The sequence below is a fragment of the Bradyrhizobium sp. CCBAU 11434 genome (assembly GCF_028128895.1).
GTDB lineage: Bacteria > Pseudomonadota > Alphaproteobacteria > Rhizobiales > Xanthobacteraceae > Bradyrhizobium > Bradyrhizobium zhengyangense.
On the sequence record NZ_LBJX01000006.1, the window covers coordinates 23,370 to 32,689 of the forward strand.

The following is a 9,320-nucleotide window of genomic DNA, read 5'->3' on the forward strand; positions in this document are numbered from 1 at the left end:
AAGCGGTCGTTCTTCAAGTGGCCAACTTGGCCACTTGATCCACGCCGCGACCGCCGTGCTTCGTCTTCGGATGAACGGCTTCATAAGCAGCCTGTCGGTTCGCGATTAGCTTGGCGCGCTGCGCCGGCGTCAGGTCGCGGCGGCGCGCTGTTCGGCTCCGTCGGAGTGGCCAAAGGGAGATTTAATCTGGCTGAAAAATTTGGAACGGCGCCCGCCGTCGCTGGCTAATATGCGGAGTGTTTTCCATGGCTACTCAGATCGTATTGGACCACACGGGTGACAGCAGGTACTTTTTTGACCGGAATGACCGCAAGGGTTTGGCCGATGCTGAACGACGCTTTGGCGAGCTGACTCGCCAAGGATTTACAGCTGCTTCCCGAACGAAGACGGGCGATCTAAATGTCGTGCGAACGTTTGATCCAGCCGCGGACGAAACGCTGTTCTATCCGCGTATTGTCGGCGGCTAAAACTCTTCTTGGCGGGGCCGGTGTTTCTGTTTAGAGGCAGCGGCGTCGGCAGCAGGGCTGCCAGCTTGCGGGCTGTGCGTGCCTTTTACCGAAGCTACGCCAAGCAAAATGACCGGGAAACGCGTGCGCTGCGCCTTGCGAGCGTGGCTATGTCCAGAACAGCGCGCGCAATTTGATGCGGACGATTATTTCGAAGTCATCGGGTCTCACGCTGGCCGACGGTATCGAATTCACCGAGGCAATGTGAGCAATGTTTTAGAGCTTGATGAAGAAGGGCAACCCAAATTCGGGTGGTGCTTCGTTCCTGAATGTGGCTTGGCGGCTGGCGACGTCATGCTTGCTCAGAAGATCGCGCTCGAAACTGACGAAAAGTCAGTGCTCGCGGTTGCCACAAGATTTGGCCGAAGTTGCCTCTCTTGTGTCAAGTGGTGCGCCGGCCCTGAGGATCACCGATGTCGAAAGCGCCCAGGCGGTAGTCTTCGCCCGCGGACCGGTCGGTTGATAGCTTCGCAATTAACGTGAACGTCGCATCGGGGTAGCGTGACCACACTTCAATGTCCTCTGACGTCACGGTCAAATAGCCGAAGAAGCACCTGTATCGGCCGGGCTCGGTTACGCGGCCGATCTTATCCCATGTGATCTTGTTAACCCTCATCTCTATATCTCAGAAAAGAAGCCCGCCCTCGGAGAGAGAGAGCGGGCTTCGTGCCCATGCGAATGCGCTAGTACGGAAGCGCGTCCCCACAGTAACAGCAATTGTATTTCTGTTCGGTTAGTGTTGAAGTGGTTGGGCGCAAACCGCCTTCTAACCCCACTCGTTATCCGGTATCGAGCCGGGCGGCGGCTTCAGCGCTTCAAGGCCGGCCTCGATTAGCGCCAGTTCCGCTTGAACCACGGCGAGCGATTTTTCAGGATCGATGCCCGACACGGCTTGCAGGTCAGCGACCAACTTGCGACGATGAGCCAACAATTCCGTTAGGGCGCGTCGATCCCTCACCTTGACGTAGCCGTCGACAATTAGTTCTAGGGCCTTGGACACAGTCGCCTCATCATGCAGCTACGACCGTGCAGATGTTTGGCAAGAAGTGCCTGACGCTCTCGGTCGAGTGAGCGCTACCAGCCCGGCTTCGCTTATGCGGTATTCGATATCGCCTTTTGCGGAGCGCTGCTCCATACATCCGTTTCGGAGGAGGGCGAGCCTAGTTTTTGGTCTATCGTCCAGCTTAGAACTCGGGATCCAATGGCGGTCGTGTAGTCGATCGAGAAACTGGCGGTGATGTTGATTGAAGACCGGGCGGCGTCTTGCCCGCCGCCGAAGGCTCTGCAAGATGGCTTCTAGCGATCGTTCTGTTTCCATGGTTGCACAACGTCGCATAGCAATGTTGATGATGTCTTTACCGTCGGGAACTTTTGGCAACGCTTTCTGAGCGGTCGGAAGCTATTCTTACGGCATGCACGACCACGATGATACACCTGCGGGGTTTGGGACCGTCGTCATTGCGCCACACAAAGGCGATCACCGATCTCACCGGCCATTAGCAGATGAAACTTGTCAGGGATCACACGCACCGCCAATCGAAATGTTGACGATGGCGCAGTTCAGCACCAGAGGGGCGCATTTTCTTGCCTCTAATGGGGCGCAACTAGAGCGGCCAAACCGAATGCAACGACGCACGCAGCGGCTAAGGACCAAAGGGCTATCGCTATCTCTCTGGGCATGTTGTCGCCTTCTACACAACAGCCGCCTCTACGCTCATCGCCGTACGAGGGTCGACCTCATACCGACCAACATCGTAAAGGCAAGCCGCCGCCAAATGAAGTTCATCACGACTAGCATGGTGACATCCCCCGTGCTCGACGCCTTTCACTCTCGGCCCACTTTATTTTAGGACGATTTCGTTGAGAGCTAATTCTGGTTTCGCGCCCGTCGTTTGGGGTTTCCGGTGCGGAGCAAAATCTTCGCGATCGACAGTTTGGATCGCGGTTCGCCCGCGATGTCGCCGGGTGTTAGCCAAAAGCAAAAAGGCGCAGCCGGGGGCGGGCTGCGGCCTGCCTTCAAAAAGGATCCGGGTGAAAGAGTTTTAAGAGAGAAATGCACCAGCCCGGTGTGCTCAACAAAGCACAAGATTGTTTCAGGCTTGTTTCGTCGTACAAAGAAAAGGTTTTCCGGTTCAGGAACTTAGGGCTGGTCTGACCTGTGAGGGAGGCCCACCGGGGCTGGCAAGCTGGCGGGCCTCGGCCTCTGAGCGAGACCGCGTATGTCCCCCACGGCCCCATCCCAAAACGCATCATGCCAGATTCGGACTAATGGTGTCCTAAGAGAGCCGTCTCATTGGTCAGCTCGTTCTTTTGTAAGGTCTCAGAGAGATGGCCCCAGCTTTGGGTAATGAGGGACAGCCGGCGCCGCTCACCCGCTAGCCTTGGAGCCGGCTCCACTTAACCCTCCTCTAAATTTCATGTTCCCAATTCCCCAGACCCGCTGCATAATTCTTCCGGAATTTGAGCTGGTCATTTTATACGAGGTCTTTGCCATGTCCCCCAGCCGTCGAAGATCTTCAGATGCTCCGTCTAATCAAAGCCTTCGAGAAGCTTACAGGTCAACGCGCGACGGTTGGTCTTAACTTTTGTCGACGAGCAGTTTGACAAGCAAACTGCTCGGGCTAGGGAAAATTTGGGGCGGACCGAGCCGTAGGGCTGGAGGAATACGCTTCTTCATCCGCACGCTGGAGTGCAACATAGCAATTCCATCGGTGAGCAAAATGCTGGCAGGATTTCTGATCGGAGTGTTAGCCTGTAGTGCTGCTCTGATCGCAAGCCGCGCACGGAAGCGCGTGAAAGCAAGAACAATGGAGCATCGCGAATTCAATACGACTATCTGGTAGCGAGACGCGGCGGCCACGGTTAGCTTGGACGTCAATGGACGTCTCGGATATGTGCCGCTTCAATGCGGCGAGCATGTGTCCGGCTTTGTTGAGGCATCCCCGAAGGAAGCGCGCGAAACTTTACTCGGCCGCGCGACTATAATGGAAAAATGTCTTACCGATTGTGCTGTTTTCTCTCACCTTAGGCGCGAGCATACCTGCGCAAACGAGTTCGGTGATCTTCTCTGAAGATTTCGCTGGAGCTACCCCGGTCCAAACAGTAATTTTGCCGGTACACAGTTTTCGGTGGTGACACCCAGCGGCCGATACCCGCTCAGCCATCTTCTGCACACCCAGAGCGTTTGCACTGCCCAAGAGGCGCGACGAAAAAAAGGTGGATTGCGAGCACACGTCCCCAGAGATGAAAGCGGCTTTACGGCCGGAAGAACTTAAGCCCGCTGCTTCAGGTCTCCGCCGCCCGAAGCGATCGGTCAGCAGACCTAAGCTGCCCCTTCCAAACGCTCATCGATTTCCCGGCGCAACAGACCGAAGTCTATCGGCTTGGGAAGCAATCCTGCCGCCCCGAGTTCGGTCGCCCTCTTTCTGGTCGCATCATCCCCGTACGCAGTGATCATGATGACTGGAACATTCGGACGTTCAGCCTTTACCTTCGGCAGCATCTCAACATTCCCGGCATGTTAATGTCTGAGAGAATCAAAAGCAGCGACGGATCTGGAATTGACTTCACTTGCTCTAACGCGGCCGGGGCGGACAAAGCGAACTCCATCACGAAACGCCCTGAACGCAGATCCCGCCGGAATTGCTGACGGAACATGCTCTCCACGTCTGGCTCGTCGTCAACAACCACGATGTATGTGCTCACTTCACCTCTCCAGAATCTTCCCTCGCGCCTTTCGTGAAAGAATGACGATAAACTCGGTGAATACGCCGGGTTCGCTCAGAACCTCTATTGCGCCGCCATGCTGCTTTACGACGATGTCATGGCTGATAGAAAGGCCAAGCCCTGTGCCTTGCCCCGCCGGCTTCGTGGTGAAGAAAGGAGTAAACATCTTCTCTTTCACCGCGGCCGGGATGCCCGTGCCGTTGTCGCGAATGCGGATTTCGACACAGTCGTCACGTCCGCGCGTGCTCGCAGCGACCCACGGCTCGAACTGGACATAACCGTTCTCAGCCTTACGTTTGGTCACTGCGTGGAATCCATTGGAGATCAGGTTGAGCAACACGCGGATGATTTCCTGCGGAAACACATCGGCTTCCCCGGCTTGCGGATCGAAGTCGCGGTGTAGCGTGACATTGAACGCCGGGTTTTCCGCGCGGGCCCCGTGATAGGCGAGGTTTAGACTTTCGTCGACGAGCGCATTGATATCGGCCGACCGAATTTCGCCTGAGCCTTCACGCGAATGCAGCAGCATGTTCCTGACGATCGAGTCGGCACGCTTGCCGTGTTGCACGACCTTAGACAGATTTTCTTTTAGTAGGCCGGCCAGTTCGTCTACCTCGACACGAAGAGCGGCGTCGAGCGCCGCTGGTCTCAGAACGTCCTTCAATTCGTCCGTCAACTCCGCCGATAGCGCTGCAAAATTGTTCACAAAGTTCAGCGGATTCTTAATTTCGTGAGCAATACCGGCCGTGAGCTGGCCGAGTGACGCAAGCTTTTCCGTTTGAACCAGGCGATCCTGAGCTGCGCGCAAATTGTCGAGGGATTGCGCAAGCTCGCGTGTACGCGTCTGCACCTGTTCGAATAAGCGCGCACTATCAATGGCGATGACTGCCTGGTTCGCAAAAGTCGAGACAAGCTTTATTTGGCTGTCACTAAACGGCTCGACATAGTTCCGAGCGAGAGCAAAGATACCAATTAACCGTTCATCTCTCAGCAGAGGTACTCCTAGCATCGAGCGAAGATTTTCGACGCGAGCCGCTTCTTTGTCCTCGTACTCAGGATCTTCAAGAGCGTCCAGGATCTGAACGGCACGTTTCTCCATCGCGGCACGGCCGACGATCGTGCCACGCCCCGCACGAATGGCGGCACGCTTCTCGTGCTCACGATACGCTTCCGTCACATGTTGACCGGCCCAGTACCGGTACACGCCGTCTTGGAGAAGAAAAATGCCCGCAGGGCCGACCTTGCACAAGCGCGCGGCAGTGCTGACAACGATCTGCATGACTTGACCGAGATCGAAGCCGGAGCGATTGATGGCTTCAAGCACCTCGGATGTCGCAGCCTGTTGTTCCACTGCCTCCTCGAGCTCACGAATGAGTCTATCAATTTCTAGTTCCGTGGCGACTGCAGGCACGCTATGCTTCCGTGCCCCACTTGGCACCTACGCGCCTTTGACGCATTCCTTCGTTTTTTTAGAAGCCCGGCGCGTCGTTTCATTGCTGCTCTGCGCCTAACAATTGCGATCTATCCGCGATTATTAGCCTAATCGAATTGTTTAAAAGTAGAAAGGGGTCATCTATGCCGACGGAGAGTATTCATCCAGAAACGCTCGTCTTGCATGCGGGTACTTATCGCGCCGATCCCGCAACAACTGCGGTCGCAGTACCGATCTACCAGACAACCTCTTACCAATTTCACTCGACGGAGCACGCAGCAAACCTGTTTGCGCTGAAGGAGCTGGGAAATGTGTACACCCGCATTATGAATCCGACTCAGGCGGTCTTGGAGGAGCGTGTTGCCGCGCTTGAGGGCGGCGTTGCCGCGCTTGCACTCGCCTCTGGGCAATCTGCCTCATTGTTCGCGGTCCAAAACATCTGTCACGCTGGTGATAATTTCGTCTGCTCGACAGACATCTATGGCGGCACTTGGAATCTGTTCCAGAACACATTGGCCACGATGGGCATCGAGTGCCGTTTTGTCGATCCCGCAGACCCCGAAAATTTTAGGCGAGCTTCAGATTTCAAGACGCGGTGCTACTACGGCGAGACGCTGCCAAACCCGAAGCTCGCCGTCTTTCCAATAGCCGAGGTCTCAAAAATTGGTCGTGAATACGGCATTCCGCTCATTATGGACAACACGGCATGTCCGGTGCTTTGTCAGCCGATCAAGCATGGTGCCGCAATTACGATGCATTCCACGACGAAATACATAGGCGGTCACGGCACCTCCATCGGCGGGGTCATCGTGGACGGAGGCAACTTCGACTGGGAGAAGAATGCAGACCGCTTTCCCATGCTCAACAAGCCGGACCCAAGCTACCATGGCGCGATTTGGACGCAGGCGGTGAAGCCTCTCGGTCCAATAGCGTACATTCTTAAAGCACGTGTTACGCTCCTACGCGATGTCGGCGCTGCCATGTCGCCATTCAATGCCTTCATGTTTATACAAGGCCTGGAGACCTTGCCGCTGCGCATTCGGCAACACTGTTCTAACGCGAATGCTGTCGCTGCTTATTTATCGAAACATCCAAAGATAACGCGAGTGATCTTTCCCGGATTAATGGAAGGCAATGCTAAGCTTCGCGCCGATACTTATTTGAGAGGAGGCTATGGCGGACTGTTGGGTTTCGAACTGAAAGGCGGTCGTGATTCGGGGCGCAAATTCATAGACGCACTGAAAATGTTCTATCACGTCGCCAACATAGGCGATGCCCGTTCCCTCGCAATTCACCCTGCGAGTACAACTCACTCACAGCTTACGCCGGAGGAACAACTGAAGACAGGAGTAACGGAGGGATATGTTCGCCTGTCGATTGGAATTGAACATCAAGAAGATATCATCGCTGATCTCGATCAAGCACTCGCGATCGCTTGAGAGTTTTTTCGAAGAACTGACGTCGCGGGAGCGGCACCGCGGCGTCGCTTCACGGCTCTTTGGACTGGATCGCAGAGGGGCTCGGAGCGCGACCCATCGCAGGTCAGCATATCCTCCCTGCGCCGACACGATCAGGAGGCGAGTTGCAATTCGACTTACGTCCGCAGCGTTCTCAGTTGTTATGGAAGAAGTCGGCGAACGGCCGACCACAACGGCTCGGTACTTTCGTCGACTTCAACGCCCCACATCTCATGGGGCGTCCCGCAATTGAGGAATTGCCTGCTTGAGCTCGATGGAATCCTTTCAACAACACGTTGAGAATTCAGAAGAAGAGAATGGAGGCGTGAAGTCAAGACACCTGAGCTCTGCCAAGCTTCCATCGACATCACGGGCGAGCTACTTCTCTCTCCGGCTTCTGTTGCGGGCTCGTGTACGTAATGATGCATCAGGTTAGTGTCAGCGTCAGGCGCAGCGTAAATGGTGCAAGGTAACTTCCGGCGGGCAATTGAGGCGCACAGGAACGACGCTCGAGCCCGCGCCCACGGAAGTATAGCCGGTCATATCGCCGTACTGCCAAGGCCCCGACCCCATCCGTCTTGGCAGCACCGCCTCGAGTTTGATGGGAATGGATCCGGGGAGACAAATCTGACCGCCATGGGTGTGGCCGCTCAGCATGAGATCAAAATTGGCATGGGCAGCCTGACGATAAACCTCCGGCGTGTGAGACAGTAAGATCGAGAATTCACCGCGAGGTATCGAGAGAGCGGCTTTCTCCATATTATCCACTCTGAAAAAATGTGCATCGTCGATTCCCGCTAGAAAAATCCGTTGGTCGTTGCGAACGATTGTTTCGCATTCATTGAGCAGCACGCGGATGCCGATGGCTTCGAGCCCCGGAACCATCTGAATCGTATCGTGGTTGCCGAGCACGGCGTAGATCGGCTGTTTCAGATGAGTTCCCAATCGGGCGATGCCATCCAGCGCCGGCTGGAATGGCCCAAAAGTCCGACCCCGATAATCGCCAGTTAGGACACACACATCGTATTGCATGCCGCCAACCAGCTCGATGAGTCGATTCATGGCAGCTTTATTCATATCGACGTGAAGGTCGCTAATGTGGAGAATGGTGAAACCTTCAAAGAGGGGCGGTAATGTCTTGAACCTCATGTCGTTTCGTTTGACGAGAATGCGTTCTGCGTTCTGTCGTGCACGCCAGTAGAGCCCCGTTACCTTCAAAACATTTCGAATGATCCACTCGGCCCAAGATGAGTTTTCAAGGTGGAAAAATGTGAGGCCCTGGCCAAATACCTGAGCTTCGTGATCTCTCTCAATCCCCAATCGCTGCCGGGCATGGAGCGGCCCGAGACGGATCTCGAGCTTGCGCAGAATGTCTTCGTCCACCAGCTAGTCCTTTTGAACGGCCTTCGGGTAGATATAGCGTATTCTCATGAGGCCAAGGTCAACCCGACAGTGGCTAATTCCCACGCTTCCACTAAATGTCGCGTTGGGTCATTTAGCTCGTGCACTGCAGCCAACTGCATCGCTATTTGATCAAGTCGGAGCGGCCGAGCAGCGACTTTAGGTTAGGATGAGGACGACCGCGGGTCTTGGATGACCGGCGCAAGACCTTCTACTGAAGGGCGCCCGCAATGGTCAAGGAAGATCGAACTACCGTCGGATGCAACTATAAGCTAGCCTGAATAAATGCAATTTCTGCATATTCTGCAATTGTTGGTTTTAATGGCGTTGGCGAACGGCGCACCGATCGTTGCAAAGAAGATTTATGGCCCACGTTTTTCCTTCCCGGTAGATGCCGACATCAGTTTTTTTGATCGGAGGCCGTTGTTTGGGTCGTCGAAAACCATCCGCGGTATTTTTGTCTCAGTCCTCATCACGACAGCATGCGCTCCGCTTATCGGTCTGGATCTGACGATCGGTGCAATCGTAGCGGGCGCGGCTATGGCGGGGGATTTGTTCTCCAGCTTCCTGAAGCGCCGCCTAAACTATCCGCCGAGCAGCCGGGCACTCGGGCTCGATCAGATTCCCGAATCCCTGTTTCCGATGCTGGCATGCCGCGACGCGCTTTCATTGACGATCGCAGACATAGCGCTTGGCGTCGGAATCTTTTTTATTGGCGCGCTAAAGCGTGATGGCATTAAGTTCGATAGCCTGAATTTTTGAGGTAGTTGGCGCATTCCTCAGGAGTGAAGGCATCGA

7 protein-coding genes and 1 pseudogene are annotated in these 9,320 nt (G+C 55.2%); 3 read left to right on the top strand and 5 right to left on the bottom strand.

The genetic code is table 11. The features are described from left to right. Positions 1 to 245: 245 nt before the first annotated feature. Positions 246 to 467: a hypothetical protein gene (locus tag XI06_RS07370; RefSeq protein WP_271604949.1), complete on the top strand. Its 222-nt coding sequence runs from the start codon at positions 246 to 248 to the stop codon at positions 465 to 467. A 421-nt stretch (positions 468 to 888) separates the two neighbouring features. On the opposite strand, the gene XI06_RS07380 is transcribed toward XI06_RS07370, so the two are convergent. The 4 genes and pseudogenes from XI06_RS07380 to XI06_RS07395 form a co-directional block, all read right to left on the bottom strand. Then, positions 889 to 1,122, bottom strand: coding sequence for a hypothetical protein (locus XI06_RS07380; RefSeq protein ID WP_271604950.1), 234 nt, complete (start codon positions 1,120 to 1,122; stop codon positions 889 to 891). Positions 1,123 to 1,272: 150 nt separating this feature from the next. Continuing rightward, positions 1,273 to 1,506 carry a hypothetical protein gene (locus XI06_RS07385; protein WP_237874397.1) on the bottom strand — a complete coding sequence of 78 codons (234 nt, stop codon included), beginning with the start codon at positions 1,504 to 1,506 and terminating at the stop codon, positions 1,273 to 1,275. A gap of 2,322 nt (positions 1,507 to 3,828) precedes the next feature. After that, positions 3,829 to 4,211 (bottom strand): annotated as a pseudogene (locus XI06_RS07390) (response regulator). Position 4,212: 1 nt separating this feature from the next. Further along, the gene (locus XI06_RS07395) at positions 4,213 to 5,643 is read right to left on the bottom strand and encodes a sensor histidine kinase (protein ID WP_333909313.1); all 1,431 of its coding nucleotides are present in this window, start codon (positions 5,641 to 5,643) and stop codon (positions 4,213 to 4,215) included. Positions 5,644 to 5,807: 164 nt separating this feature from the next. Between XI06_RS07395 and XI06_RS07400 the strand changes: the two genes are divergently transcribed. Beyond that, on the top strand, positions 5,808 to 7,103 hold the full coding sequence (locus XI06_RS07400; RefSeq protein ID WP_237874415.1) for an O-acetylhomoserine aminocarboxypropyltransferase/cysteine synthase family protein: 1,296 nt from the start codon (positions 5,808 to 5,810) through the stop codon (positions 7,101 to 7,103). Between the two features lie 462 nt (positions 7,104 to 7,565). Here the strand turns inward: XI06_RS07400 and XI06_RS07405 are convergent, their stop codons facing one another. Beyond that, a complete protein-coding gene (locus tag XI06_RS07405; protein ID WP_237874413.1) occupies positions 7,566 to 8,504 on the bottom strand; it encodes a metallophosphoesterase in 939 nt (312 codons plus the stop codon). Positions 8,505 to 8,807: 303 nt separating this feature from the next. Between XI06_RS07405 and XI06_RS07410 the strand changes: the two genes are divergently transcribed. Next, the gene (locus XI06_RS07410; RefSeq protein WP_271604951.1) at positions 8,808 to 9,284 is read left to right on the top strand and encodes a CDP-archaeol synthase; all 477 of its coding nucleotides are present in this window, start codon (positions 8,808 to 8,810) and stop codon (positions 9,282 to 9,284) included. Positions 9,285 to 9,320: the final 36 nt, after the last annotated feature.